This window comes from Serinicoccus kebangsaanensis (assembly GCF_008919445.1).
Lineage (GTDB): Bacteria > Actinomycetota > Actinomycetes > Actinomycetales > Dermatophilaceae > Ornithinicoccus > Ornithinicoccus kebangsaanensis.
Genome location: NZ_VSLG01000001.1, coordinates 232,071 through 256,700 on the forward strand (window position 1 = coordinate 232,071; position 24,630 = coordinate 256,700).

Here is a 24,630-nt window from a genome sequence, read left to right on the forward strand (position 1 = left end):
CCGACACGACCCTCGCACCGCCACCTGTTTACCCTGCGCCATCTGCAACGATGAGGGCCATGCGTGATCTGTGGCACTACATCGGCATCACCCCCGCCGGGGCGATCGCCGTGGTGCTCAGCACGATCACCATCTACTTCGTCTTCGGCGCCGTGCTGCGTCTGTGGGGGCAGCGCCTCTACTCCAGCCCGCGCAGCCTGGACCTCGCGATCGTCACCGTCCTGGGAGCGATCGTGGGTCGCTCCACCATGGGCCACGTCCCCACCCTGACCGGTGGGCTGATCGCCCTCGGGACGCTGGCGGGCCTGGAGGTGTCCTTCCGCAACCTGCGGCGGTTGCCCCTGCCCCAGCTGGACGAGCAGTCCCGCGCCCGAGCCGTGGTCCTCGTCGTGGCGGGCCGGGTCCAGAACGACACGATGCGCTCCTACGGGCTCACCACGCCGATGCTCTGGAGCTCGCTGCGCCAGGCGGGCATCAGCCACCTGTCGCAGGCCGCGCTGGTCGTCCTGGAGCCGAACGGCCAGATCTCGGTGGTCCGGGCGGGGCAGGCGATCCACCCGCGTGCCCTCCTCGGGGTCAAGGGGGCTCACCGGGTGCAGGAGCACCTGCGGGAGGCGGGCCACCTGCACACCGGACCGGCGGAGCAGCCCCGTGCGGCCCACCCCTCGGAGCCGGGCGGCGACTCCTCACCGCGCAGCGTGCCCGCCCCGGGTCAGGGTGTAGCCGACCAGCCCCAGGGCGAGGACGGCCAGCCCGCCCAGGACGGCGGATCCCGGGAGTGATCCCGCCAGCACGAGGCAGCCGACGAGACCCAGCGGCGGCACCACGCGGGCCAGGCGCCACTCCCCCCGCAGCGTCAGGGCGCTGGCGTTGGCGACCGCGTAGTAGAGCAGCACGCCGAAGCTGGAGAAGCCGATGGCGCCGCGCAGGTCGGCCACCAGGACGACGAGCAGCACCACGGCTCCCACGGCGAGCTCGGCCACCCGCGGCACCCGCTGCGGTCCCGCCACCGCCGCGAGCGGTCGCGGCAGGTGCCCGTCGCGCGCCATCGCCACCGTGGTCCGGGAGATGCCGAGCACCAGGTTGAGCAGCGCACCGAGGGCCGCCGCGCCCGCGACGAGGCGCAGACCCCAGGACGCGACGTCCCACGGCACCGCGACCGCCAGCAGGTCGGCCACCGGCGCGTCCGAGCCGGCCGTGGCGTCGACACCGAGGACGCGCAGCAGGCTGACCCCGACGAGCAGGTAGAGCCCCAGCACGGCCGAGAGCGAGACCACCACGGCCCGCGGGATCACCCGGGCGGGGTCCTTGACCTCCTCACCCAGGGTGGCGATGCGGGCATACCCGGCGAACGCGAAGAAGAACAGCCCCGCGCCCTGCAGCAGCCCGGCGGTCCCCGCACCCTGCGCCAGCGGGACCGGCGTGGTGGGGGTCGAGGGCCACGCCGCGGCGACGACGACCCCGAGCAGCGTCGCGACGGTCACGGACACGAGCACCCTCGTGACCGCGGCCGAGCGCTGGACGCCCGCCAGGTTGACGACGGTGACCACCACGACCGCCACGGCGGCGGCGAGACGTTCCCGGCCCGGCGCCAGGTAGGCGGCCGCCGTCATCGCCATCGCCGCGCAGGACGCGCTCTTGCCGACGACGAACATCCACCCGGCCAGGTAGCCCCACACCGCACCGAGGCGCTCGCGGCCGTAGACGTAGGTGCCGCCGGCGGAAGGGTGTCGCGCCGCCAGGGCGGCCGAGGAGAGCGCGTTGCAGGTCGCGACGGCACCGGCGAGGACGAGGGCCAGCAGGGTGGCCGGGCCTGCAGCCGAGGCCGCCGGCGCCCACACCGCGAAGACCCCGGCACCCACCATCGCACCCAGCCCGACCGTGACGGCGTCAGCCAGTCCGAGGGTGCGGCGCAGCGGTCTCCCGCTCATCCGCGGACAGCGCTCATCGCACCTCGAAGTCCACCCGTGTGGGCAGGGCGACGGTGCGGGAGACCGTGCACAACCGGTCGCGCGACATGGCCACCGCCTCCGGCAGCCGCTCGCGCGCGGCGTCCCCGCCCTCTCCTCCAGGGAAGGTGACCTGGACCGTCACCGTCACCGGACCGAGGTGGTTGCCGTCCTCGTCGCGGAGCTTGTCCGCGCCGGCCGAGATCTCGAAGGAGGTGGGCTCGGCCTTGCGCGAGGTCAGCAGGTCGATGTCGATGCCCGAGCAACCGGCGACACCGGCCAGGAGCAGCTCGACCGGGGTGAAGGCGGCTCCGTCCTCCCCGGCTCCACCGCCGACGGCGATCGTGCCGCCGCGGGCGTTGCGCGCCTCGAAGTGACCAGGTCCGGTGCGGGTCAGGGACACGGACCGGTGCGGATCGTCAGCCATACCCGTAGTGTGCCAGGGGTGAGTGATCCGACGAGCGAGATGCCCGGGCCCGCCATCCCCCCGCACCGGCTGGTGCTCGTCCGGCACGGCGAGACCGAGTGGTCCAGGTCCGGCCAGCACACCGGTCTCACCGACCTGCCGCTGCTGCCCGAGGGCGAGCAGGCGGCCGCCGGCCTGCGCGACGTCCTGGCGCAGCACAGCTTCGCGCACGTCCGGTGCTCACCGCTGCGGCGCGCGCGGCATACCGCCGAGCTCGCCGGTCTGGAGGTGGACGAGGTCGACGAGGACCTGCGGGAGTGGGACTACGGGGGCTACGAGGGGCGCAGCACGCCAGAGATCCGGCGCGAGCTGGGGTATCGATGGAACGTCTTCCACCACCGGATCATCCCTGGTGACACTCCCGGCGAGACGGTGGAGCAGGTCGCCGCCCGCGCCAGCGTCGTGCTCGAACGCGTCTGGCCGCACCTCTTCGACGGCGACGTCGCGCTCGTCGGGCACGGGCACGCCCTGCGCATCCTCACCAGCGTCTACCTCCGGCAGGCGCCACGCTTCGGTCAGCACCTGACCTTCGAGGTCGGGTCGGTCGGGATCCTCGGCCACCACCGGGAGCAGCCCACGGTCGAGGCCTGGAACCACCGCTGAGGCGGCGCTCGCTCAGGCCGGCTGCGCCTCGGCGCTCGTCCTCGTCTGGTCCGCGACCGAGCGGGCCTCGACGGTCGGCACCTCCCAGGTATGCACCGGGGCGTTGTCCTCCGCGTGGTCCAGGTAGTGCCCGAACATCTGGGTCAGGGCCTCGTCCCGGCTGTAGCCGGCGTCCTCGTAGGCCTGGGTGACGGCGACCTGCCAGCTCGCACCGTTGGTCACCGCGCGGCACCGCCCCTCGATGATCGACAGGTAGTGGCTGCGCACCTCGCGCCGCAGCCCGAGCCCGGCGAGCCCGTCGTCGGCCACCGACAGCAGGTGGTCGGCCACCAGGTCGACCGCGGGCAGCCGGCCCAGGCCGGGCCAGGTCTGGGTGGCGTTGATCCCGTGCTTGGCGGCGTCGAGGAAGTTCCGGTCCGCGTCGGCGAAGGCCATCTTGGTCCAGATCGGGCGACCGCTGGTCGTGAAGGACTCCAGCAGCCCGTAGTAGAAGCACGCGTTGGCCACCGTGTCCACGGCCGTCGGCCCGGCCGGCAGCACCCGGTTCTCCACCCGCAGGTGCGGCACGCCCTGGGTGGTGTCGTAGATCGGCCGGTTCCAGCGCCATACCGTGCCGTTGTGCAGCTTCAGGTCCAGCAGGCGCGGCACACCGCCCGAGGCCAGCACGGCCTTGGCGTCCTCGTCCGAGGTCTCCGGCAGCAGGGCGGGGAAAGAGCGGACGTTCTCCTCGAAGAGGTCGAAGATCGAGGTGATCCACGAGCGCCCGAAGTAGGCGCGCGGGCGCACCCCCTGGTGCTTGAGCTCGATCGACCTGGTGTCGGTCATCTGGGTGAACAGCGGGATCCGGGTCTCGGCCCACAGCCGCTTGCCGAAGAGGAACGGTGAGTTGGCCCCCATCGCGATCTGCAGGCTGGAGATGACCGTGGCGGCGTTCCAGTAGACCGGGAAGTCCTGCGGCGTGACCTGCTGGTGCAGCTGCACCGACGTGCAGCCGGAGAGCGGGCCGATGGTGTCGTGGAAGCTGCGGACCTCCTCCCCCGTCGGTCCCTCGATCTCCAGCTCGAAGCCTTCGCCACGCTCCCGGACCAGCGAGTCGTTGAGCGCGGCGTAGCGCACCCCGTCGGACAGCCAGGGGTCGTCGAACAGCTCGGCCCGCAGGCTCGGGATGATACCGACCGCGGCGACCCGGCAGGAGTGCCCACGCGCCGCGTCGCCCGCCCGCCGCAGCGACTGCGCCAGCCAGCGCTCCAGCCGGACGGCCTGGTCTCCGGCCATCGGCCGTGGCGGCACGTTGAGCTCGATGTTGTAGCGGCCGACCTCGGTCTGGAAGTCGCCGTCACCGATGTCGGCGAGGACGTCCTGGTTGCGCAGGGCCGGGGCCAGGCCGTCCTCCTCGACCAGGTTGAGCTCGACCTCGAGCCCCATCTGCGGCCGGGTGAAGTCGAACCTGCTGCCCTCCAGCATCTGCTCGAAGCAGTCGAGGTCGTCGCGGACCTTGGCCCGGAACGCCAGGCGCTGCTCCCGCGTGAACTCGCTGTGACTCACCTCTTGGCCCATGCGCAGAATCCTCACACACTGTGGCCTGCATCACCAGACACCGGCCTGCGCGGACCCGTGATCCCCGCCGAGACCCGGCCCCGGACCCGGACCCGGGAGTGTGGTCGGCTTCCTCCAACCCTCATCGGCATGTTCAGCGATGAAGGTTGCAGGAACCCGACGTTGGTCCGGGTATGGGGGCCGGTCCGGGTATGGGGGGTCAGTCCTCGAAGTCCTCCGGGGGTGGGCAGGAGCAGACCAGGTTGCGGTCGCCGTAGACCCCGTCGATGCGACGCACCGGCGGCCAGTACTTCCGGTCCGGGTCCACCCCGGCCGGGTAGGCGGCGGTCATCCGGTCGTAGGAGGCGCTCCACTCCCCGGCCAGGGACAGCGCGGTGTGCGGTGCCCCGCGCAGGGCACTGCCCTCGGCCCCCTCGTCGCTGGCCGCGGCGTCGTCCATCTCCGCGCGGATGGCGATCATCGCCTCGATGAACCGGTCGATCTCGCCCAGGTCCTCGGACTCGGTGGGCTCGACCATGAGGGTGCCCGCCACCGGGAACGACATCGTCGGCGCGTGGAAGCCGTAGTCGATCAGCCGCTTGGCGACGTCGTCGACGGTGACGCCGGTGGCCTTCGTCAGCCCGCGCAGGTCCAGGATGCACTCGTGGGCGACCAGGCCGTTCGCCCCGGTGTAGAGCACCGGGAAGTGCTCGTGCAGCCGGCGGGCGACGTAGTTGGCGCTGAGCACCGCGACCTGCCCCGAGCGGGTCAGCCCCGCCCCACCCATGAGCCGGATGTAGGCCCAGGGGATCTGCAGGATGCCGGCCGACCCGAAGGGTGCCGCGGAGATCGGGCCCGGCCCGGTCTCCGGGCCCGCCTGCGGGTCCAGCGGGTGGTTCGGGAGGTAGGGCGCCAGGTGCTCCCGCACGCCGACCGGGCCGACCCCCGGGCCGCCGCCACCGTGCGGGATGGTGAAGGTCTTGTGCAGGTTGAGGTGGCTGACGTCGCCGCCGAACTCCCCCGGCTTGGCGATGCCGAGCAGGGCGTTGAGGTTGGCTCCGTCGACGTAGACCTGGCCCCCGGCCTCGTGCACCAGCGCGCACAGCTCGCCGATGGTGTCCTCGTAGACACCGTGGGTCGAGGGATAGGTCACCATGATCGCCGCGAGCTGCGGGCCGTGGGTCTCGATCTTGGCCCGCAGGTCCTCCAGGTCGACCTCACCGGACGCGGTGCTCTTGACCACCACCACCTTCAGGCCGGCCATCACCGCGCTGGCCGCGTTGGTCCCGTGGGCGCTGGACGGGATCAGGCAGATGGTGCGCTGGTCGTCTCCTGCGGCGAGGTGGTACTTCCGGATCGCCAGCAGACCGGCGAACTCGCCCTGCGCACCCGCGTTGGGCTGCAGGGACACCCGGTCGTAGCCGGTGATCTCCTCGAGCCAGCCGCACAGCTGGTCGATCAGCTCGCGGTAGCCGCGGCTCTGGTCGGCGGGGGCGAACGGGTGCAGCGACCCGAACTCCGGCCAGGTGACCGCCTCCATCGTGGTGGTCGGGTTGAGCTTCATCGTGCACGAGCCCAGCGGGATCATCCCGCGGTCCAGCGCGTAGTCCTTGTCGGCCAGCGACCGCAGGTATCGCAGCATCGCGGTCTCGCTGCGGTGGCTGGAGAAGACCGGGTGGGTGAGGTATGCCTCGTCCTCGCTCCGGGCCAGGTCACCGAGCTCGGGGGCGGTCGTCGCGTCCACCCGCACCTGCTCCGGGTCGGCGCCGAAGGCCTCGGCGACGGCGCGCAGGTCGGCCTCGGTGGTCAGCTCGTCCACCGACAGCAGCACGGTGTCCTCGTCGACCTGCCAGAGGTTGATGCCCTGCTCCAGCGCTGCGGCCAGGACCTCGGCGGCCCGGCCGGGCACCCGCACCGTCAGGGTGTCGACGTAGCGGTCGACGCCGAGCTCGAGCCCGGCCCCGGCGAGGGCGTCCGCCAGGGCGCGCGCCTGGGCGTGCAACCGCACCGCGATCCGGCGCAGGCCCTCCGGGCCGTGCCACACGGCATACATCGAGGCCATGACGGCCAGCAGCACCTGCGCGGTGCAGATGTTGGAGGTGGCCTTCTCCCGTCGGATGTGCTGCTCGCGGGTCTGCAGCGCCAGGCGGTATGCCTGCTTGCCGTCGACGTCCTTGGAGACCCCCACGAGTCGGCCGGGCAGGGTGCGCTCCAGCCCGTCCCGGACCGCGAGATAGCCGGCGTGCGGTCCACCGAAGCCGAGCGGCACACCGAAGCGCTGGCTGCTGCCCACGGCGACGTCGGCGCCCCACCGGCTGGGCGGGGCCAGCAGGGTGAGGGCCAGCAGGTCCGCGGCGGCGGTCAGCAGCGCCCCCTCCTCGTGCGCCGCGTCGGCCACCGCGGCGAAGTCGCGCACCTGGCCGTCCGCACCGGGGTACTGCACGATCACGCCGAAGACCTCGCGGTCCCCGGCCGCGGCCCGCAGGCTCGACGCGTCGGTCACGGTGGTGACATCCGTGGTGACGACCTCCCAGCCGACCGCCGAGGCCCGGGCGCGGACGACCGCCTCGGTCTGGGGCAGCACGTGCTCGTCGAGCAGCAGCACCGCGTCCTGCCCCACCTTGCTGCTGCGCCGCATCAGCGCCATGGCCTCGGCGGCGGCGGTGCCCTCGTCCAGCATCGAGGCACCCGCCACGGCCAGTCCGGTCAGGTCGGTGACGACGGTCTGGAAGTTGAGCAGGGCCTCGAGTCGGCCCTGCGAGATCTCCGGCTGGTACGGCGTGTAGGCGGTGTACCAGGCCGGGTTCTCCAGGATGTTCCGCAGCACCACGGGCGGGGTCTGCGTGCCGTAGTAGCCGAGCCCGATCATCGGCGTCACGACGACGTTCTTCGCCGCCAGCTCCCGGAGCTCGGCGATGACCGCCTGCTCGCTCGGCGCCGCCTCGATCGCCAGCGGCGCGGCACCCCGGATGCCTTCCGGGGTGGCCGCCTCGACCAGCGCCTCGAGACTGTCGTGGCCGACGACCTCCAGCATCCGGACGACGTCGTCCTCGCGGGGGCCGATGTGTCGGGCGACGAACTGGTCGGTGGGCTGGCTCATGGGGGCGTCTCCTTCGGGCGCGGGCCTCGTGCGGGCACTTCCCCCTCTGCCTGCCACGGCCAGGGCCGGGGCGTTCCAGAGTTGCCTGCTCCGCGTGGTCCTGGGCGCCTGAGAGCTTGGTGGGGAGGATGCCCCTTCGGCGCCTCACCGCATACCGGAGAGGACTCTCCCACGCGACGTCGTCGGCGATCCCAATCTAGCAGCCCGGTCCGGTCCTGACCGGGTCGGCCGGCGGCGTCCTCAGGAGGTCTTGCGGGCCCGGCGCCGCGCGGACAGCTCGTCCCCCGGGTGGTCGCCCGGCAGATCCTCGGCCCGCTCGCTCGGCAGCTGCGCCAGCTGTCCCTCGACCTCGCGCCACACGCTGCCGACGGCGATCCCGAAGACGCCCTGACCCCCGCGCACCAGGTCGATGACCTCGTCGTCGGAGGTGCACTCGTAGACGCTGGCCCCGTCGCTCATCAGCGTGATGCGGGCGAGGTCCTGCACACCCCGTTCACGCAGCGCGGTGACGGCCACCCGGATCTGCTGCAGCGACACGCCGGTGTCGAGGAGCCGCTTGATGATCTTGAGCACCAGGATGTCCCGGAAGCTGTAGAGCCGCTGGGTCCCCGAGCCGGAGGGGTTGCGCACCGACGGCTCGAGCAGGCCGGTGCGGGCCCAGTAGTCCAGCTGCCGGTAGGTCACGCCGGCCGCACCGCAGGCCGTAGGGCCGCGGTAGCCGATGCCGTCGTCGAGGGCCGCCGTGTCATCGGTGAAGAGCAGACCCTGGGACGGGCTCTCCTGACCCTGGTGACCGGTGGGTCCGCCCGGCGCATCTGCTCCAGCGTTCACCGGTCCTCCTCGATGTTGTGACTCGTGTGACTCGTGTGGTGCACAAGGTGACGGTATGCGCACGCCGACCCCTGGTCAACGACGCCACGCCGGGACATCAGTCCTGTCCTTCCTCGCCGCGATCGGACGAGGACTCGAAGTCCTCGGCGGACACCTCGTCCAGGAACTCGCGGAAGCGCTCCACCTCGTCCTCCTCCTCGACCGCCATGGTCACGCCGACCTCGTCGAGCAGCTCCTCGGTGGTGAGGATGGGGGTCGCCGCCCGCAGCGCGAGCGCGATGGCGTCCGAGGGCCGCGCGGACAGGACCGTCTCACCGTCGAAGTGCAGCTCGGCGAAGAAGATGCCCTCCTGCAGCTCGGTGATGTGCACCCGCTCCAGCCGCCGGCCCAGCGCCTCGATGATGGTGACCATGAGGTCGTGGGTCAGCGGACGGGGGGGCTCCACCCCCTGCTGCGCGTAGGCGATGGCCGTCGCCTCCGGGGCGGCGATCCAGATCGGGACGTACCGCTGCCCGTCACGCTCGCGCAGCAGGACGATGGGGCTGTTGGTCGGCATCTCGACCCGGACACCGAGCACGTCGAGCTCTTTCACCCTCACCACGGTACCGCCCACCCCGGCCGGCAGGGACCTGGAACGCGCCCCGGCCAGGATTCAGCGGGTCTGGTTCAGCCCGGAACGGACCAGGGCCACGTGCAGCGAGAGGGTGTGCGCCAGCAGCTCCGCCTCGCGCTCGGCCGGGTCCGGTCCGCTCGCACCGCGGGCGCGGCGCCGGCGCAACGGCTCCAGCAGCTGCTGCGTCAGCCCGATCTCCCGGTCGGCCGCCACGCGGAACAGCCGCAGGTGCCGCGCCTCCAGCCCGAACCTCGCCAGTGCCACCGCGGCCTCTGCCACGTCCACGTCGTCGGCGTGGTGCTTGCCGCCGGAGTCGGTGCGCAGCAGCCCGAACGCCTTGAGCTGGGCATACGCGGCAGAGTCCAGGCCGGTGCGCTCGCGCAGCTCGGGCGGCGACAGACGGACCGAGCGGCGGCGGCGCAGCGCCGAGGCGCTGAGGTCGGCGACCGGCGCGTGGGTCGCCGGCTCCGGCTCCGGCGCGGGGGCCGGAGCCGCGGGGCTCGCCTGCGGCGTGGGACCGGTCAGCCCGGGGACGTCCAGCCCGCGGTCGAGCCGGTCCAGCGCGTCCTTGATGACCTTCAGCGGCCAGAAGCGGTCCCGCTGGGCGGTCAGGATGAAGCGCAGCCGGGCGGTGTCCGCGTCGGTGAACAGGCGGTAGCCGGACGCGCGCCGGTCCGGGCTGATCAGGCCCTCCTGCTCGAGGTAGCGGATCTTGGAGATCGTCAGGTCCGGGAAGTCCCCCTGCAGCTCCCGCAGCACCGCGCCGATGGACACCCCGGCGCCGGAGGTCGGGCCGCCGGGCGGTGGACCGCCGGCGTGCTCCTGAGCGGCTGAGCTCACGAGCGGCCGCGGTAGTAGACCAGCCGGAACTTCCCGATCTGCACCTCGTCGCCCTGGTTGAGCGGCATCTCCTCGATCCGCTGACGGTTGACATAGGTGCCGTTCAGGGAGCCCACGTCGCGCACCGCGTAGCCCTCCTGCTCCTTGACGAACTGCGCGTGCCGCCGGGAGACCGTGACGTCGTCGAGGAAGATGTCGCTGTGCGGGTGCCGGCCGGAGGTCACCTCGTCGGCGTCCAGCAGGAACCGGGCTCCGGTGTTCGGCCCGCGCAGGACGATCAGCAGGGCCGTGCCGGGACGCAGCGCGTCCACCGTGCGCTGGTCGTCCGCGGACAGCCGTGGGGCCTCGTCGTCGAAGGTGTACTCGGCCGCGGGCAGGTCCGCGCCTCCGGGGATCCGTGCCGTGGTGGGGTCGGAGCCCTGGTCGTGGTGCTCACGGTCACGATTCTCACCACTCACGGTGCGGACCTCCTCGTCGGTGGGTTGGCCGACCTGGGCCTCCGACGGACGGCCTGGTCGATGGACTCAACTCTACGTCAGGTGACCGACACCTCAGTCGAGCTGCGCCTCGTAGGCGGCCGAGTCCATGAGGTTGTCGAGGACAGAGGCGTCGGCGAGCGTCAGCTCGTACATCCACCCGTCTCCGTAGCTGTCCGTGTTCACCAGCTCCGGCGTGGCGTCGAGCAGCTCGTTGACCGACGTGACCTCGCCCGCGAGCGGGGCGTAGATGTCGCTCACCGACTTGGTCGACTCGACCTCGCCGCAGGAGTCGCCCGCCGCGACCTGGTCACCCACCGACGGGAGGGAGACGTACACGACGTCACCGAGCGCGTCCTGCGCGTAGGCGGTGATGCCGACCCGGACGACCCCGTCTCCGACGTCCCGGATCCACTCGTGGTCGCTCGTGTAGCGCAGGTCGTCGGGGTACTGCAGGCTGCTCATCGCTCTCCTCGGACTGAATACGTGTACGCCGACCCGCACGGGACGGCGTCGTCCCTCGCCAGGGGAACCTAGGGGGTCCCGGTCGACGGCACAGGCTGAGCGTAACGAGCCTCGATCGGCTCGTGCAACGCATCGATCACCACCGAATCCGCCTCGACGACGGTGACCGCCGCCCCCGCGCTGCGCAGCGAGTCGGAGAAGCCGCCCGGGATGGCCATGGCACCGGCGAGGGTATGCGCGTCGCCCACCGCGGTGATGGTGTACGGCGACCCCAGCGGTTGCCCGTCCAGCAGCGCCCGGCCCTCGTCGTCGGTGCTCACGTAGGACGAGGCCACCACGCGGACCGTGCCGATCTGGATCGCCTCGGCGCCGGCGTCGCGCAGCTCCTGGATGCCGTCCAGCAGCATGGTCTGGGTGACGACCGAGCCTCCGTCGTCGACCAGGACCGTGATGCCCGGGCCCTCGACCGGCACCGTGCCGGCCAGGATCTGGTACGACTGCAGCCGCTGCCGGGCCGCCTCGGCAGCCGCCGCGTCCCCCTCCGCGCCGAGCAGGCGGGTGCGGTCCTCCTCGAGCTGGTCCACCTCCTCGCGCAGCGCGTTCGCCCGGTTGGTGACGTCGTCCAGCAGGGCCACCAGCTCGGTCTCCCGCAGCTGCTCCAGCCCGGCCTGCTCGGTGACGCGCACCTGCGCCACCAGCGCGACACCGAGCATGGCGGTCAGGACGGCCGCCACGAGCTGGCCGGTGGTGGGCCGGAACCGCCCGAAGGCACGCAGCCTGCGCCGCGCCTCGGCCTGCGTGGGCGCCGCCCGGCGACGCAGCCGGGGCCGACGGGAGGACGCCGACGCCGGCGCGGGTCCCGCGTCCTCTTCCCGGTCCGCCACGTCAGGCACCGAGGAGGTGTCGGCGGATGGCCGCGACGTTGGAGAAGATCCGCAGGCCGAGCACCACCACCACGCCGGTCGACAGCTGTGCACCGACACCGAGCTGGTTGCCGAGGAAGACGATGAGGGCCGCGACGACGACGTTGGACAGGAAGGAGATGACGAAGACCCGGTCGTTGAAGATGCCCTCGAGCGAGGCGCGCGCGGCACCGAACACCGCGTCCAGGGCGGCGATGACGGCGATCGGGAGGTAGGGCTGCAGCCAGGTCGGCACCTCGGGGCTGATCACCAGACCCAGGACGACACCGACCACCAGGCCGAGGACGGGGATCATCGGGGCTCCTCCCCCACGGGTCGACGACTGGGCAGGACGCCCGGGGTGGGCGCGGGGGGTGCCTCACCGGTGGCGACGGTCCCCACCCGGGTGGTCAGCCGTGACCCGGCGGCGACGGTGATCTCGTCCGCGGTCACGACGTCGGAGGGGAGGTCGAACTGACGCGCGATCTCGTCCAGGTAGGCACCGGTGGGCCCGGAGGTCAGCTCACCCGCCAGCTCGTCCGGTGGACCGATCGCCAGGATGGTGTAGGGCGGGGTCAACCCGCGGAAGTCGACGATGATGGCCTCGCCGGCGAACCGGATGGCCGAGGTGCTCGTCAACCGGTGGCCGTTCACCGAGATCGCCTCGGCGCCCGACCGCCACAGCCCGTTGACGACCAGCTGGAGGTCGCGGGAGGTGATGCGCTCCGGCTCGACGTCCTCGCCGGGTGCGCTGTCGGCCGGCTGCTCCGCGTCGCGCAGGGTGACCTCGACGCCTGGCCCGACGACGGCGACGGCACCGGCCATCAGCGCGGCGCCGGCGATCTGGTCGCCCGAGCCACCGCTCTCGGCCACGAGGGCCTGCTGCTCCAGCTCGCGCACGTCGGCGCGGAGGGCGTCGACGAGCTGGCTCTGCTCGTCGCCGCGGATCTCGGTCGCCTCGATGCGGTCGATGAGCTGTGCCCGGCCCGCGGCCTCGGCCGGGTCCGGGGCGCGCAACGTGGTCGCCGCCATGGTGAGCACCGCACCGAGGACCACGGTGGTGCCGAACATGAGCCAGGTGCGCGTCCCCGACGAGGCCGGGAGTCCGGCGTCCTGACGGGACCGGGCCGCCGAGTGGTAGCCCGGTCCGAGGGGTGGGTCGAGGACCTCATCGAGGAGCGCCATCGAGGCGGCCGGGTTGGGATCGGCCTGCGCGCGGGGAAGCCTCATCCGCCGACCACCCCCGCCCGCCTCCGCTGCCGCACCATGTCCGCGACCTGCCAGCCGTGGGCGAGGCCGGTGATCCAGTAGAGGACCGTCCCCCACCACACCAGCGCCCAACCGCACGCGAGGCTGACGACGGTCCACCAGCCGTCGACCTGCCCCAGCAGGAGCAGCGGGAAGCCGCCGAGCAGGTTGAACGTGGCCGCCTTGCCGATGAAGGTGACCTCCGGGATCGGGAGCCGGTACCGGCGCACCACCGGGTAGAGGAGCACGATGAACGTCTCCCGGGCGAAGAGGACCGCGACCAGCCACCAGCCGATGACGTCGACGGCCGCGAGACCGACCACCGTGGCGGCGATGTAGAGCCGGTCGGCGATCGGGTCCAGCACCTGGCCGAGCCTGCTCGTGAGGCCGTAGCGACGGGCGATCTTGCCGTCCGCGAAGTCCGATGCGCCGGCGACGACGAGGACCAGGGCGGCCCACCCCAACTGCCGCTCGAGCAGCGCCCACACGAAGACCGGGACCAGCAGCAGGCGGATCATGGACAGCAGGTTGGGCACCGTCCAGAGCCGGTCGGTCACCGGCAGCACCCGGTGCTGCTCGACCTGACCGGACCTGTCCCCCTGGACGCCCGTCATACGCCGGAGTCTAGGCGTTCACCGCCGCGTCCCGAGCGCGCCGACGCGCCGCTCACCGCATCTGTGACGGGTCTCTCACCGAGTCCGACCGACGGTCGTCGGTGCCGCCGCGCGGGTCCGGTCGCGAGACGAGCCACCCGGCGATCAGGCCGTAGCCGAGAATCGCCACCCAGGAGGTCACCTGGGTCAGGACCCAGGCGGGCTCGACCATGCCGCCGCCCTGCTCACCGCGCACCAGCCCCTGGCCCAGCAACGGACCGAGGAGACCGAGGACCACCAGCGCGATCCCCCACCAGAGCAGCCTCGCACCCGGACGGTGCCGGACGGTCAGGACTCCGGTGCGGGTGGCGACGAGAAGGGCCGCGGCGATGGCCGAGACCCCCATGAGCATGCCGGCGAGGTGGTAGGTGAGTCCGGAGGCCAGATAGACGCCGGTGGCCAGCGGCGTGTCCGGTGTCGGACGCCAGAGCCACACCTGCGGCAGCGACAGCACCACCCCGGCGGCGAAGAGCACCGCGACCCAGGTCCACGTCCGTGACATCACCTCACGCTACCAACGCGCGCTGGCTACCCCTGCGGCGGGTCCGCGCGGGCGAAGGTGAGACGCTCCCCCCGGACACCTCCCATCCACAGGTCCTGACAGGCGGCGGCCATCTCCGTCAGCCCGTCGACGATCTCCGCGAAGACGTTGCCGGGCACCCAGCCCTGGTCGCCGTTGACGAGCAGGTTGTTGCGCCCGTAGAAGACCGCCAGGTCGACCAGATCACCGTGGCCTGCCGCCCGGTGCTCGTCCTGGGTCTCGTAGCCGTAGGCAGCATTGCCGAGCTGGTCCCCGTCGAAGGTGAACCAGCACACGTCGCCCGGGATGGGGGTGATCGTCGTGTTCTCCGCGCCGGGTTCCCGGCCCGGGTGCGGGACGAGCGTGTAGATCTCGTTGCGGGCGTACTTGCCGTGGTAGACCTGCGCACTCACCGGGAGCGCGTCCCACACCGCCGAGCAGGTGCGCGGCGCCTCCTCGTCGAGCAACCGTGCCCGACAGGTCACCCCGCGCTGCTCGAGGGTGATGGTGATGAACCTGCTCATGGTCCCTCCTGGGGGTGCGACAGCAGCGGTGGGAGCTTCGGACCGGTCGGCTCGGCCGCCTGACGCCCGTCCACGGCGAGCTCCACGGCGCGGCCCACCCGCAGGACCAGGGCGTCCGCGTGGCGGGGTCCGACCACCTGCAGACCGACGGGCCGGCCGTCTGCGGTGCGCCCGCACGGCACCGAGAGCGCCGGCTGCTGGGTCATGTTGAACGGGTAGGTGTACGGCGTCCAGGAGGTCCACAGCACGTCCTGCCCACCCGGCGCCTGGTGCTCCAGGTCGAACGCCGGGATCGGCATCGTCGGGGTCAGCAGGACGTCGTAGCTCTCGTGGAAGATCCCCATCCGCCGGCCCAGCTCCATCCGGACCGCGGTCGCGTCCAGGTAGTCGGCCGCGGTGGCGTCGACGCCGTACCGCAGCACCGCCTCGCGCAGCCCCGGGTCCACCCGGTCCAGGGCGCCCTCGCCGTAGGCCTCGATGACCTTGGCCGCCCCGCTGAACCACAGGGTGTGGAAGGCGTCCACGGAGTCCGGGATGCCCGGGTCCACCTCGAACACGTGCGCACCTGCGGCGGCCAGCAGCTCCGCGGCCCCCAGGACCGCGGCCTCCACCTCGGGGTCGTTGTCCACGTCGAGGCCGAGGCGGGGCGAGAGCGCCACCCGCAGCCCGGCGACGCCCTCCTCCAGGCCCTCACGGAAGGAGACCGGCGGCGCGGGCAGGGCGGACCAGTCGCGAGGGTCCGGCTGCCCGATGAGGTCGAGCATGAGCGCCGCGTCCGGCACGCAGGTCGTCATCGGACCCGCGTGGGCCAGCGTGCCGTACGGGCTGGCCGGGAACAGCGGGACGCGTCCGTAGGTGGGCTTCAGCGCCACCGTGCCGGTGAAGGATGCCGGGATCCGCACCGAACCGCCGCCGTCGGTGCCCACCGACCAGGCACCCATCCCGAGCGCGACCGCGGTCGCTGCTCCCCCGCTCGACCCGCCCGCGGTGAGGGCGGGGTCCCACGGGTTCGCCGTGGGGCCGTGCCGGAGCGAGTCGGTGACGCCCTTCCACGCGAACTCGGGCGTGCTGTTCTTGCCCAGCAGCACGCACCCGGCCGCCCGCAGCCGAGCCACCGCGGGTGCGTCCTCCGGCCAGTCATCGGGTCCACCCTCCTCGATGAGCAGGCTCCCCCGCAGGGTCGGCCAACCACGGGTCAGCAGGATGTCCTTGATGGTGGTCGGTATGCCGTCCACCGGGCTGAGCTGCGTGCCCGCCGCCCAGCGCGCGGCCGCCTCGTGCGCCGCCCGCAGGGCGCCGTCCGGGTCCACCAGGACCATGGCGTGCACGAACGGGTCCAGGCGCTCGATCGCCTGCAGCGCCTGCTCGGTCGCCTCGACGGGGCTGCGGCTCCCCTCGGCGAAGCCCGCCGACAGCTCGGTGACCGTAGGACGCCCGACACTCATGGCTCCACCGGCCCGGCCCCGCCCGGGACGTAACCCAGGCCGGTGTCGACGACGCCGGCGAGCGGCTCGCCCGCGAGCCACCGCCGCAGGTTGCCGACGAACTGCTCGGCGAGCCGGTCGCGCCACCCCACGACGTCACCGGACAGGTGCGCGGAGACCACGAGTCCCGGGGCGTCCCACAACGGTGACCCGGCAGGCAGCGGCTCGCTCTCGAAGACGTCCAGCGAGGCACCGGCGAGGTGACCGGCCGCGAGGGCCTGCAGCAGATCGGCCTCCACCAGGCTGGCGCCGCGACCGATGTTGACGACGTGCGCCCCGGGTCGCATCGCCGCGAACACCTCGGCGTCGAGCAGCCCCCGGGTGGCCGGCGTGAGCGGCGTGGCGTTGATCACGTGGTCGGCCCACCCCACGTGCTCGGCGAGCTCGTCGCTGCGCACGACCCGGCCGAAGTCCTGGTCGTCGTCGCGCTCGCGACGACCGGCCCCCCGCACCTCGCATCCCACGGCTGCGAGCAGCCGGGCGATCTCCCGGCCGATCCCGCCGGTCCCCACCACCAGCGCCCGCTGCCCGCGCAGCAGCGTCGTCTCCCGGTGCCGCCAGGCGTGCTCCCGCTGCAGCTGCATGCTCTCGTGCAGCCGCTTGACCTGTGCCAGCACGCTCGCGAGCACGAACTCGGCGATCGGGCGGTCGAAGACGCCGTGCGCGTTCGTCACCAGGACCGACGACTCGCGGAGCTCGTCGAAGAGCAGCGAGTCCACGCCGGCGGCGGCGACGTGGATCCACTCCAGGTCATCGGCGCAGGGCCAGGCGTCCTGCACGGCCGAGGAGAAGAAGTCCCAGAGCAGCAGCACCTCGGCGCCACGGAGCGCCTGGGACAGCCCGTCGGCGTGCACCACGCAGACCTCCACCTCGTCCGCCACGTCGCGCAGCTGGGTCGGCGGGTCGAGGCCAGGGGCGGTCAGCACCACCACACGCGGGCGAGGTCCGGTCACAGGCGCGACGCTAGAAAGGCCGTGTCGGATTGTCAACAATCTGCTTCGTCGGGCATCGTGGTGCAGGTGCACGAGAGCGTGGCGACGTCCGGGCGGACGCGGGCCGACGGTCTCTCCGGGTCGGAGAGGGCGTTGCGAGAGCCTGGGATCGGCGTGGTGGTCCCCTACGACTTCGCGCTGGACCGGGAGCTGTGGCGCTGGTGCCGGCCGGGCGCCACCCTGCACCTCACCCGCACACCGCACCTGCCCCTCCCGGTGGGCATGGCGCAGGCACGCGCCGTCCGGGCCCCGGGAGCCGTGAGCCAGGCCACCCACGACCTGTCCACCGTGCTTCCCTCGGTCGTGGCCTACGGCTGCACCTCGGGCAGCTTCGTCGCCGGGGTCGACGGCGAGGTCGCGCTCCGGGAGGCCATCGTCGAGGCCGGCGCACCGGCCGCGGTCACCACCAGCGGGGCCGCGGTGGCCGCGCTGCGCGCCCTCGGGGTGCGCCGCGTGGCCGTGGTCACCCCCTACGACGAGTCCGTCACCGACAGCCTCGGACGCTTCCTCGCCCAGGCCGGGCTCGAGGTCGTGGGCACCGGCCACCTGGGCCTGGTCGGTGAGATCTGGACCGTGCCCGAGGCCGTCACCGCCGACCTGGTGCGACGCACCGTCCGCGCCGGCGCCGAGGCCGTGTTCATCTCCTGCACCAACCTGCGCACCTACGACATCCTCGCCCCGCTGGAGGCCGAGCTGGGCATACCGGTGCTGAGCGCCAACCAGGTCACCCTCTGGCAGGCGCTCGGAGCCGTCGGTCTGACCGCCGTCGGCCCCGGCCAGGTGCTGCTGGAGCACCAGCCCGCCGTGGGTGCGGAGGGCACGATCAGCCGGCTCGACGGCGAGGGGCGGACATGAGCGAGCTCACCGAGATCACCGACGCCGCACAGACGGCGCACCCGCACACGCTCCGGCCCGAGCACGAGCGCAGGATGGCCAGCACCCAGCAGGTGCTGCGCGAACGCGAGCTGGACGCGCTCGTGGTCACCGACCCTGCCAACCTGTACTACCTCACCGGCTACAACGCCTGGTCCTTCTACATGCCGCAGGCGCTGCTGGTGCCCGCCGAGGGCGAGGCGCACCTCGTCCTGCGGGCCATGGACGCCAAGGGCGGGCACCACACGGCGACGCTCCCCCGGGAGCGGATCCACGGATACCCGGAGCACTACGTGCACCGGCACGACATCCACCCGTGGGAGTGGATCGCGAGCACCGGCCGCGAGGTGGGAGCCCTGCCACCCGGCCGCTGCACCGTCGCGATGGAGCTCGACGCCCACTTCTTCTCCCCCCGTGCCTTCCTCGCCTTCGGAGGCACCCTGCCCGAGGCCCGGCTGGTGGACAGCCGTGAGCTGGTGAACTGGCTGCGGGTGGTGAAGTCCGACACCGAGATCGCCCTCATGCGCGCCGCGGGAGAGGTGACCGTCCGCGCCATGACGACCGCTGTCGAGGCGCTGCGGGAGGGACGTCGGCAGTGTGACGTGGTCGCGCAGATCCAGCAGGCGCAGGCGCACGGCACCGAGGCGCTCGGCGGCGACTACCCGGCGATCGTGCCCATGCTGCCCACGGGTGAGACCGCGGGGACGCCGCACCTGACCTGGGTGGCCGAACCGCTGCGCCGGGGCGAGGCCACCACGATCGAGCTGTCCGGTGTGCACCGTCGCTACCACGTGCCGCTCGCCCGGACGGTGAGCCTGGGCCCTCCGCCGCACCGGCTCGCGCAGACCGCCGAAGCCACCGGTCTGGCGCTGGAGCAGGCGCTGCGGACGATGCACCCCGGCGCGACGGCGGCCGACGTGCACGCGGCCTTCACCGCCGAGCTCACCCGGCACGGGCTGCGCAAGGACTCCCGGATCGGCTACTCGATCGGCATCGGCTATCCCCCCGACTGGGGGGAGCGCACCGTCAGCCTCCGCGCCGAGGACCCCACGACCCTGGCCCCGGGGATGTGCTTCCACATGATCCTCGGGATGTGGATGGACGGCTGGGGCTACGAGACCTCCGAGTCGGTGCTCGTCACCGACGCGGGACCGGAACTGCTCGCCCCCCTCGACCAAGGACTGGTGATCCACGCATGACCTCCCACACGACCGCCGCGACCGCGCTGCCGCTGGCCACCCGGGCCGACCTCCTGGTCGGGTCGGTCATCGACTCCAGCACGTCGCTGCTGGCCAGGCAGACCCACGACATCGTCCGCTTCGCGATGGGCAGCCCGGCGGCCGAGGCGATACCCACCGCCCAGCTGGGCGAGGCCGCACGGAGCAGCCTGAGCGGCGCCGACGCCTTCGACTACGCCGCCACCGAGGGAGACCCCGGCCTGCGCAGCGCCCTGCTGGAGACCCTCGCCGGGACCACCGACGAGACGTCCGAGGAGCGGCTCACCATCACCGCGGGAGGCATGCAGGGCCTGGACCTGGCGGCCAAGCTGTTCGTCGACCCCGGCGACCTGGTGACCGTGGAGTCCCCGACCTACACCAACGGCAGCGCCACGGCGCTCGCCTACCAGGCCGAGCTCGCCGAGATCGAGGTGGACCAGGAGGGGATGTCCATCGACGCGCTGCGTGCGGCCGTCGAGCGGGCCGGCCGCACGCCCAAGCTCATCTACACGGTCCCCACCTTCCAGAACCCGTCCGGCACGTCGATGTCCCTCGCCCGGCGCCAGGAGCTGCTGGAGCTGGCCCGGAGCTGGGGCAGCATGGTGCTCGACGACGACCCCTACGGCATGCTGCGCTTCGCCGGCGACCCGGTCCCCAGCCTGCACGAGCTGGCCGCCGGCGACCCGCTGGTCTTCTCCGTCCGCACCTTCTCCAAGATCATCGCCCCCGGTCTGCGGGTGGGATGGGTGGATGCCGACCCGGCGCTCGGGCAGCTGCTGATCCACGCCAAGCAGTCCATGGACACGTGCACCAACCTGCCCGCGCAGCGGCTGGTGGCCGAGTTCCTCCGCGCCGGCCACCTGGAGCAGCACCTGGCCACCCAGCGCGAGGAGTACCGTCGCCGCAAGGAGGCCATGCAGGCGGCCCTGACCGAGCACTTCTCCGGGCGCGCGACCTGGACCGACCCGGAGGGCGGGTTCTTCCTCTGGGTGTCCTTCGGCGACGACCTCGACACCGAGGCGCTCTTCGAGCCCGCCCTGGCCGAGGGCGTGGCCTACATCCCGGGCAACGCCTTCTCCCCGGCGCGGCGCTTCCCGCACGACCTCCGGCTGTGCTTCGCCTCCACTCCCCCCGACCGGATCCACGAAGGGGTGGCACGACTGGCCCGGGCCGTCGAAGCGGTCGGGGCGTGAGGGACGCCGAGCAGGCGGTGCTGGGGGCGCTGGCGCAGGACCGGCTGGTGGCACTGGCGCAGGACCTCATCCGGGCACCCGGCGCGAACCCGCCCGGCGAGGAGGAGGCGACCGCGACCGTCCTGGCCCAGGCGGCACGGGTGCTGGGCCTCGAGGTCGACACCGTCGCGGTGGAGCCCGGGCGCCCGAACGTGCGGTGCAGGCTGGCAGCCGGACCCGGGCCCGGCCTGCTCTTCCTCGGACACACCGATGTGGTGCCCCCGGGAGACCTGGACGACTGGAGCGACGACCCGTATGCCGGTCAGGTCGTGGCCGGACGCCTGGTGGGCCGGGGCAGCGCCGACATGCTCGGAGGACTGGCCGCGGTGCTGGTCGCCATGGCCGCCGTGCGCGAGGCGGGTGTGCAGCTCTCCGGACCGGTCCTCCTGGACGCGGTCTGCGACGAGGAGCAGAACGGCATCGGCATCCGCAGCCTGATCGCCCAGGCCGCGCCGGACCTGCTCGGCTGCGTCGTCGCCGAGCCGACCGACCTGGCCACCGTCGTCGCGGCGCGCGGCGCGTCCTACCTCCACATCGAGGTGCGCGGCGTGTCCGCCCACGCCGGTCGGCCCTCGGACGGCCGCAACGCGATCAGCGGCGCCGCCCGGGTGGTCGCGGACCTGGACCGCTGGCACGCCGAGCTCGCGGCGGACGCCCACCCGCTGGTCGGTCCCGCCACGGTGAACGTCGGCGTCATCACCGGCGGCATCTCCGGGTCGGCCGTCCCGGACCTCTGCACGCTGGAGGTCGACCGGCGGCTGCTGCCGGGTGAGCCCATCGGGCCGGTGCTGGACACGGTGCGGGACCGGTTGGCGGAGCTGGACCTGGAGGCGCAGGGGCTCAGTTGGAGCGTGTGCTCGCCGATGGACATGCCCGCCTTCGAGACCGACCCGCAGGAGGCGCTGGTGCGGGCGTGCGACGCGGCGGTCGTGGACGCCGGAAGGGCACCCGGGGCGGTCCAGGGCTGGACCGCGGCCTGCGACGGCGGCTTGGTCGCCCAGGCGTGGGGCATACCCGTCGTCGTGCAGGGGCCCGGCTCGGTCACCGAGCAGGCGCACCGGCCGGACGAGTCGGTGGCCGTCGAGGACCTGCTGCTGGCGGCGCGTGCCTACGCCCTCACCATCGTGCGGATGCTGGGCTGACCGGCCGCCGCCTCACGGTGCGCCGCGCCGGGGTATGCCGTCGGCGAGCAGCTCGGCGAGGTGCCGCCCGCGGCGGTCGGTGAGCGAGGCGATCTGGGTGCGGCAGGAGAACCCGTCGGACAGCACCTCCGTCGTCGGCTCCGCCGCCCGGACCATCGGCGCGAGCACCCGCTCGCCCACCTGGCGGGAGATGTCCTCGTGGCCGTCCTCGAAGCCGAAGTTGCCCGCCAGCCCGCAGCAGCCGGAGTCGGGCACCTGGGCCCGGATGCCCGCCCGCTCCATCAGTGCCCGGTCGGCGTCGAAGCCGAGGACCGAGTGCTGGTGGCAGTGCACCTGCACCAGCGCGTCCCGGTCCAGGCGCGGCGGCGCCCAGTCAGGTGCGTGCTCCGCGAGGGTCTCGGCGAGGGTGCGCACCTGCGTGCGCGCCAGGCCGGCGAGCGGGTCGTCGGGAAGCAGGTCGACCGCCTCGTGCCGGAAGACGGCGGTGCAGCTCGGCTCCAGCCCCACGACGGTGGCCCCTGCCCGCAGCGCCGGCCCGATGGTGGCCAGGGACCTGCTGAGCACCTGGCCCGCGACTCCCAGCTGACCGGTCGAGATCCACGTCAGGCCGCAGCACACGGGGCCCCGCGGCAGGTGGACCTCCAGCCCGGCGTCCTCCAGCACGCGCACCGCGGCACGGCCGACGTCGGGCGAGAGATAGGTCGTGAAGGTGTCCGGCCAGAGCAGCACCTTGGGGCGGCCCTCCCCGCGGGCCGGCCGGTGCTCCCGCCGGAACCACCGGGTGAAGGGCCGGTCCGCGAAGCGAGGGATCGCTCGGCCGGGAGCGATGCCCCCGGCCCGCTTGAGCAGGCCCGCTGCCGCCGAGCCGGTCACCGCATTGGTCGCCGACGGGGCCAGCGCGGCGCCTCTCGCCAGCAGCGGGAGCCAGCCCATCGACCAGTGCGACCGGGGCCTGGCCCAGGGTCGGCCGCGGTAGTGCTGGTGGGTGAACTCGGCCTTGTAGCTCGCCATGTCGACGTTGACCGGGCAGTCCCCGACGCACCCCTTGCAGGACAGGCAGAGATCGAGGACCTCGCGCACCTCCTCGGCGCGCCACCCGTCGGTGATGACGTCGCCCTCCATCATCTCGAAGAGCACCCGCGCCCGGCCCCGCGTGGAGTGGGTCTCGTCCCGCGTGACCTGGTAGCTGGGGCACATGACGCCACCCGAGGTCTGGATGCACTTGCCGACGCCGACGCACCGGCGCTGTGCCTGCGCGAAGCTGCCGGCGTCCTGCGCGAAGGCGAGCCTCGTCCGCTCCGGGAAGCCCTCCGCGTGACCGTGCTGCCGCAGCGCCGTGTCCACGGCGGGAGGGTCGACGACCACCCCGGGGTTGAGCCTCCCCTCCGGATCCCACGCAGCCTTGACCTGGGCGAACAGCGCCGTGCTGTCGGCGCCGTACATCCGCTCCAGCAGACCCCCGCGGGCGCGGCCGTCGCCGTGCTCCCCGGAGACCGAGCCCCCGAGGGACACGACGAGATCCGTGGCCTGCTCCACGAACGAGCGGTAGGCCCGCACGCCCGCGTCGGAGACGAGGTCGAAGTCGATGCGCATGTGCATGCAGCCCTCGCCGAAGTGGCCGTAGGAGGCACCGGAGTAGCCGAACCGCCCCATGAGGTCGTCCAGGCCGGTCAGGTAGTCCCCCAGCCGGTCCGGTGGCACCGCCGCGTCCTCCCAGCCCGCCCACGCCTCGGCGCCGTCGGCGCGGCGCGTCGCCAGGCCGGTGCCGTCACGTCGGCAGCGCCACAGGACGGCCTGCGCACCCGGCTCGGTGACGACGGCGGCCGTGCTGTGGGGTATGCCGTCGCGCACCGCCTCGGCCACCGCGTCGGCGCGGGCGCGCGCGTCCGCCTCGTCCGCACCACCCACCTCGACGAGCAGCCACATCTGGCCCTCCGGCAGGCCGGCCGCCCGGGCCGCGCGCCGGGTGTCGTCCGGGAGTCGCTCGACCAGGGTCGCGTTGATCGACTCCATCGTCAGCGGCTGGTGCGGGAGCACCACGGGCACGCTGCGCGCGGCCGCGACGGCGGTCGGGAAGCCGAGGGTGAGCAGGACGACGGCCGGGGGCGGCTGGACGAGGTCCACCGTGGCCTCGAGCGTGGTCGCCAGGGTGCCCTCGCTGCCGCACAGCAGCCGTGCCAGGTCGACGCCCGGATCCGGCAGCAGGTGCTGGAGGGCATACCCGGAGATCTGCCTGCTGAAGGTGCCGAACCGCCGCCCGATCAGGGTGGCGTTGTCGCGTCCCAGCTCACCCAGCCGACCGTGGATCGAGGCGACCGAGGGGTCGACGGGCCCCTGGGTGCCCGCCCGGAGCCGGGCCTGCGCACCGTCCGCGGTGAGGACCCGCAGGCTGCGCACGTTGTCCGCCGTGGTCCCCCACGCCACCGAGTGTGCCCCGCAGGCGTTGTTGGCGATCATCCCGCCGAGGGTGCAGCGGCTGGCCGAGGAGGGGTCGGCGCCGAAGGTCAGGCCGTGCGGCCGCGCGGCGGCCACGAGGTGGCCGAGCACGACACCGGGCTGCACCGTCGCCGTCCGGGCGACGGGGTCGAGGTCGAGGATCGCGTCCAGGTGGCGGGACACGTCGACCACCACGCCACCGAGCGCGTTGCCCGCCATCGAGGTCCCTGCCCCCCGCAGCGCCACCGGTGCCCCGGCCTCACGGGCCAGGCCCAGGGCCGCCACGAGGTCCGCCTCGTCCCGCGGCAGGACGACCAGGTCCGGGACGACGCGGTAGTTGGACGCATCCGTGGCATACAGCGCCCGACCGAGCGGGTCCTGCCGGACCGTGCCCCGCACCTGGGCGTCCAGGGACCAACCGAGCGCGGCCACGTCGTACGCCATCCTGCCCTCCTCGCCGTGATTGTCTACAATCTAAGCATCTCCCGGCCCGCCCACAGGCAGGGCCACCGACCACAGGGGCGTGGT

The 24,630-nt window shown here is 73.1% G+C and carries 24 protein-coding genes and 1 riboswitch; of the genes, 6 read left to right on the forward strand and 18 right to left on the reverse strand.

Translation table 11 applies throughout. The features are described from left to right. The first annotated feature begins 59 nt into the window (after nt 1-59). Entirely contained in the window at nt 60-782 is a 723-nt protein-coding gene (locus FXF60_RS01130; RefSeq protein ID WP_192796543.1) for a DUF421 domain-containing protein, read from the forward strand. Here the strand turns inward: FXF60_RS01130 and FXF60_RS01135 are convergent. Both FXF60_RS01135 and FXF60_RS01140 read right to left on the reverse strand, forming a co-directional pair. After that, a complete protein-coding gene (locus FXF60_RS01135) occupies nt 687-1,931 on the reverse strand; it encodes an APC family permease (RefSeq protein ID WP_151523406.1) in 1,245 nt (414 codons plus the stop codon). The genes FXF60_RS01130 and FXF60_RS01135 overlap by 96 nt on opposite strands. Before the next feature lie 13 nt (nt 1,932-1,944). Beyond that, on the reverse strand, nt 1,945-2,376 hold the full coding sequence (locus FXF60_RS01140) for an OsmC family protein (RefSeq protein WP_151523407.1): 432 nt from the start codon (nt 2,374-2,376) through the stop codon (nt 1,945-1,947). Between the two features lie 18 nt (nt 2,377-2,394). Between FXF60_RS01140 and FXF60_RS01145 the strand changes: the two genes are divergently transcribed. Then, the gene (locus tag FXF60_RS01145) at nt 2,395-3,018 is read left to right on the forward strand and encodes a histidine phosphatase family protein (RefSeq protein WP_151523408.1); all 624 of its coding nucleotides are present in this window, start codon (nt 2,395-2,397) and stop codon (nt 3,016-3,018) included. Between the two features lie 12 nt (nt 3,019-3,030). Here FXF60_RS01145 and FXF60_RS01150 read toward each other — a convergent pair whose 3' ends face one another. From FXF60_RS01150 to FXF60_RS01220, 15 genes are all read right to left on the reverse strand, one after another. Next, the gene (locus tag FXF60_RS01150) at nt 3,031-4,563 is read right to left on the reverse strand and encodes a glutamate-cysteine ligase family protein (protein ID WP_367889948.1); all 1,533 of its coding nucleotides are present in this window, start codon (nt 4,561-4,563) and stop codon (nt 3,031-3,033) included. Between the two features lie 211 nt (nt 4,564-4,774). Further along, a complete protein-coding gene (gene gcvP / locus FXF60_RS01155) occupies nt 4,775-7,654 on the reverse strand; it encodes an aminomethyl-transferring glycine dehydrogenase (protein WP_151523410.1) in 2,880 nt (959 codons plus the stop codon). An 85-nt stretch (nt 7,655-7,739) separates the two neighbouring features. After that, nucleotides 7,740-7,836: riboswitch (glycine riboswitch) on the reverse strand. Nucleotides 7,837-7,894: 58 nt separating this feature from the next. Beyond that, nucleotides 7,895-8,485 carry a MerR family transcriptional regulator gene (locus tag FXF60_RS01160; RefSeq protein WP_151523411.1) on the reverse strand — a complete coding sequence of 197 codons (591 nt, stop codon included), beginning with the start codon at nt 8,483-8,485 and terminating at the stop codon, nt 7,895-7,897. A gap of 97 nt (nt 8,486-8,582) precedes the next feature. Continuing rightward, complete coding sequence (locus FXF60_RS01165; protein ID WP_151523412.1) at nt 8,583-9,077, reverse strand: bifunctional nuclease family protein; 495 nt, start codon at nt 9,075-9,077, stop codon at nt 8,583-8,585. Nucleotides 9,078-9,137: 60 nt separating this feature from the next. Beyond that, nucleotides 9,138-9,938 carry a transcriptional regulator FtsR gene (ftsR, locus tag FXF60_RS01170; RefSeq protein ID WP_238335623.1) on the reverse strand — a complete coding sequence of 267 codons (801 nt, stop codon included), beginning with the start codon at nt 9,936-9,938 and terminating at the stop codon, nt 9,138-9,140. Then, complete coding sequence (locus FXF60_RS01175) at nt 9,935-10,396, reverse strand: FHA domain-containing protein (RefSeq protein ID WP_151523413.1); 462 nt, start codon at nt 10,394-10,396, stop codon at nt 9,935-9,937. Before FXF60_RS01175 ends, ftsR begins: the two co-directional genes overlap by 4 nt. 93 nt (nt 10,397-10,489) lie before the next feature. Beyond that, nucleotides 10,490-10,879 (reverse strand): glycine cleavage system protein GcvH, encoded by a 390-nt coding sequence (gcvH, locus tag FXF60_RS01180; protein WP_151523414.1) that lies wholly within the window; start codon nt 10,877-10,879, stop codon nt 10,490-10,492. 68 nt (nt 10,880-10,947) lie between these two features. Further along, nucleotides 10,948-11,763 carry a DUF881 domain-containing protein gene (locus FXF60_RS01185; RefSeq protein ID WP_151523415.1) on the reverse strand — a complete coding sequence of 272 codons (816 nt, stop codon included), beginning with the start codon at nt 11,761-11,763 and terminating at the stop codon, nt 10,948-10,950. A 1-nt stretch (nt 11,764) separates the two neighbouring features. After that, nucleotides 11,765-12,097 (reverse strand): small basic family protein, encoded by a 333-nt coding sequence (locus FXF60_RS01190; protein ID WP_151523416.1) that lies wholly within the window; start codon nt 12,095-12,097, stop codon nt 11,765-11,767. Continuing rightward, nucleotides 12,094-13,011: a DUF881 domain-containing protein gene (locus tag FXF60_RS01195; RefSeq protein ID WP_151523417.1), complete on the reverse strand. Its 918-nt coding sequence runs from the start codon at nt 13,009-13,011 to the stop codon at nt 12,094-12,096. The genes FXF60_RS01190 and FXF60_RS01195 overlap by 4 nt, the downstream gene beginning before the upstream one ends. Further along, nucleotides 13,008-13,643 carry a CDP-alcohol phosphatidyltransferase family protein gene (locus FXF60_RS01200; RefSeq protein ID WP_151523418.1) on the reverse strand — a complete coding sequence of 212 codons (636 nt, stop codon included), beginning with the start codon at nt 13,641-13,643 and terminating at the stop codon, nt 13,008-13,010. Before FXF60_RS01200 ends, FXF60_RS01195 begins: the two co-directional genes overlap by 4 nt. A gap of 52 nt (nt 13,644-13,695) precedes the next feature. Continuing rightward, the gene (locus FXF60_RS01205) at nt 13,696-14,184 is read right to left on the reverse strand and encodes a hypothetical protein (RefSeq protein WP_151523419.1); all 489 of its coding nucleotides are present in this window, start codon (nt 14,182-14,184) and stop codon (nt 13,696-13,698) included. A gap of 26 nt (nt 14,185-14,210) precedes the next feature. After that, a complete protein-coding gene (locus FXF60_RS01210; RefSeq protein WP_151523420.1) occupies nt 14,211-14,726 on the reverse strand; it encodes a DUF3830 family protein in 516 nt (171 codons plus the stop codon). Continuing rightward, complete coding sequence (locus FXF60_RS01215) at nt 14,723-16,171, reverse strand: amidase (RefSeq protein ID WP_151523421.1); 1,449 nt, start codon at nt 16,169-16,171, stop codon at nt 14,723-14,725. The genes FXF60_RS01210 and FXF60_RS01215 overlap by 4 nt, the downstream gene beginning before the upstream one ends. Next, nucleotides 16,168-17,163: a D-2-hydroxyacid dehydrogenase gene (locus FXF60_RS01220; RefSeq protein ID WP_151523422.1), complete on the reverse strand. Its 996-nt coding sequence runs from the start codon at nt 17,161-17,163 to the stop codon at nt 16,168-16,170. Before FXF60_RS01220 ends, FXF60_RS01215 begins: the two co-directional genes overlap by 4 nt. A gap of 66 nt (nt 17,164-17,229) precedes the next feature. On the opposite strand from FXF60_RS01220, the gene FXF60_RS01225 reads away from it, so the two are divergent. Genes FXF60_RS01225 through FXF60_RS01240 form a run of 4 tightly spaced genes read left to right on the forward strand, consistent with a single transcriptional unit; the run spans nt 17,230 to nt 21,666 of the window. Continuing rightward, entirely contained in the window at nt 17,230-18,057 is an 828-nt protein-coding gene (locus FXF60_RS01225) for a maleate cis-trans isomerase family protein (RefSeq protein WP_238335624.1), read from the forward strand. Then, nucleotides 18,054-19,274 carry a M24 family metallopeptidase gene (locus FXF60_RS01230; RefSeq protein WP_151523423.1) on the forward strand — a complete coding sequence of 407 codons (1,221 nt, stop codon included), beginning with the start codon at nt 18,054-18,056 and terminating at the stop codon, nt 19,272-19,274. Before FXF60_RS01225 ends, FXF60_RS01230 begins: the two co-directional genes overlap by 4 nt. Beyond that, entirely contained in the window at nt 19,271-20,485 is a 1,215-nt protein-coding gene (locus FXF60_RS01235) for an aminotransferase-like domain-containing protein (protein ID WP_151523424.1), read from the forward strand. Before FXF60_RS01230 ends, FXF60_RS01235 begins: the two co-directional genes overlap by 4 nt. After that, nucleotides 20,482-21,666, forward strand: a complete 1,185-nt coding sequence (locus FXF60_RS01240; RefSeq protein ID WP_151523425.1) for a M20 family metallopeptidase — start codon at nt 20,482-20,484, stop codon at nt 21,664-21,666. Before FXF60_RS01235 ends, FXF60_RS01240 begins: the two co-directional genes overlap by 4 nt. Nucleotides 21,667-21,678: 12 nt before the next feature. Here FXF60_RS01240 and FXF60_RS01245 read toward each other — a convergent pair whose 3' ends face one another. Further along, nucleotides 21,679-24,546 carry an FAD-binding and (Fe-S)-binding domain-containing protein gene (locus FXF60_RS01245; RefSeq protein WP_151523426.1) on the reverse strand — a complete coding sequence of 956 codons (2,868 nt, stop codon included), beginning with the start codon at nt 24,544-24,546 and terminating at the stop codon, nt 21,679-21,681. Nucleotides 24,547-24,630 lie beyond the last annotated feature (84 nt).

What these genes read in the sequence shown, in the direction of transcription:
- FXF60_RS01200 (WP_151523418.1), bottom strand. Translation starts at nt 13,643, where the DNA reads ATGACGGGCGTCCAGGGGGACAGGTCCGGTCAGGTCGAGCAGCACCGG.
- FXF60_RS01215 (WP_151523421.1), bottom strand. Translation starts at nt 16,171, where the DNA reads ATGAGTGTCGGGCGTCCTACGGTCACCGAGCTGTCGGCGGGCTTCGCC.
- FXF60_RS01195 (WP_151523417.1), bottom strand. Translation starts at nt 13,011, where the DNA reads ATGAGGCTTCCCCGCGCGCAGGCCGATCCCAACCCGGCCGCCTCGATG.
- FXF60_RS01210 (WP_151523420.1), bottom strand. Translation starts at nt 14,726, where the DNA reads ATGAGCAGGTTCATCACCATCACCCTCGAGCAGCGCGGGGTGACCTGT.
- FXF60_RS01235 (WP_151523424.1), top strand. Translation starts at nt 19,271, where the DNA reads ATGACCTCCCACACGACCGCCGCGACCGCGCTGCCGCTGGCCACCCGG.
- gcvP (WP_151523410.1), bottom strand. Translation starts at nt 7,654, where the DNA reads ATGAGCCAGCCCACCGACCAGTTCGTCGCCCGACACATCGGCCCCCGC.
- FXF60_RS01190 (WP_151523416.1), bottom strand. Translation starts at nt 12,097, where the DNA reads ATGATCCCCGTCCTCGGCCTGGTGGTCGGTGTCGTCCTGGGTCTGGTG.
- FXF60_RS01130 (WP_192796543.1), top strand. Translation starts at nt 60, where the DNA reads ATGCGTGATCTGTGGCACTACATCGGCATCACCCCCGCCGGGGCGATC.
- FXF60_RS01205 (WP_151523419.1), bottom strand. Translation starts at nt 14,184, where the DNA reads ATGTCACGGACGTGGACCTGGGTCGCGGTGCTCTTCGCCGCCGGGGTG.
- FXF60_RS01245 (WP_151523426.1), bottom strand. Translation starts at nt 24,546, where the DNA reads ATGGCGTACGACGTGGCCGCGCTCGGTTGGTCCCTGGACGCCCAGGTG.
- FXF60_RS01140 (WP_151523407.1), bottom strand. Translation starts at nt 2,376, where the DNA reads ATGGCTGACGATCCGCACCGGTCCGTGTCCCTGACCCGCACCGGACCT.
- gcvH (WP_151523414.1), bottom strand. Translation starts at nt 10,879, where the DNA reads ATGAGCAGCCTGCAGTACCCCGACGACCTGCGCTACACGAGCGACCAC.
- FXF60_RS01230 (WP_151523423.1), top strand. Translation starts at nt 18,054, where the DNA reads ATGAGCGAGCTCACCGAGATCACCGACGCCGCACAGACGGCGCACCCG.
- FXF60_RS01135 (WP_151523406.1), bottom strand. Translation starts at nt 1,931, where the DNA reads ATGAGCGGGAGACCGCTGCGCCGCACCCTCGGACTGGCTGACGCCGTC.